The sequence below is a fragment of the Caballeronia humi genome (assembly GCF_001544475.1).
In the GTDB taxonomy this organism is placed as follows: domain Bacteria; phylum Pseudomonadota; class Gammaproteobacteria; order Burkholderiales; family Burkholderiaceae; genus Caballeronia; species Caballeronia humi.
The window spans coordinates 1-854 of record NZ_FCNW02000216.1; the positions used below are offsets into that span (position 1 = coordinate 1).

1 pseudogene is annotated in these 854 nt (G+C 58.2%); it reads left to right on the forward strand.

What is annotated here, in order from left to right:
* Window positions 1-105: 105 nt before the first annotated feature.
* Window positions 106-854 (forward strand): annotated as a pseudogene (locus tag AWB65_RS35115) (transposase); the annotation flags it as partial.

Sequence of the window (854 nt, forward strand, 5' to 3'; positions counted from 1 at the left end):
CCGCATTGACTCAGGTTTTTTGCTACCACGCGAGGGTCGTTGCCTCATGTAATTTGTTACCCGTCAGGATGCAGGCGGGAGCGACTTATGACAAGGCGGCTCAGCATGACAACACGGCAGGAATTGACTCAAGCAGTCGGCGAGCGGTACCGCCGTTCTGACCGGAACGAGAAACGCCAGATACTGGACGAATTCGTTGAGTTGACGGGTTACCATCGAAAGCACGCAATCCGTGTGTTGTGTCGAGAATTTCGGCCGCCAAAGGTACGGACTGGCCCGCAGAGGCGCTATAACGATGAGGTGCGCGCCGCGCTGATTACCCTATGGGAGGCTGGTGACCGGATCTGCGGCAAGCGGCTGAAAGCGCTGATCCCGACGCTAATCGAGTCGATGACAAGGCATGGCCACCTGTCATTATCGAAGGGCGTACGCCAGCGGCTCACACAGATCAGCGCCGCCACCATTGACCGACTGCTGCATGATGTACGCGAGCAGGCTTCCGGTGGCCAACACCGACGCGCCAGCGGAGTCGGCAGTGCTATTCGCCGTGCCGTTCCAATCCGGACATTCTCGGACTGGAACGATCCGCTGCCCGGTTATTTCGAGATCGATTTCGTGCAGCATTGTGGTGGCGGCAAGGTCGACAGCGAGCTGGTGCACACGCTTGTTATGACGGATATCGCGACCGGATGGACTGAATGCCTGGCGATGCCGTTTCGCAGCGGCGCATTCGTTCTGGAGCATATCGAGCAAGTCCGCCGTGCGTTGCCGTTTCCGCTGCGCGGACTAGATTGCGACAACGATAGCGCCTTTATGAACGAGACGGTGTTCGACTTCTGCAAAGCGACAGGTAT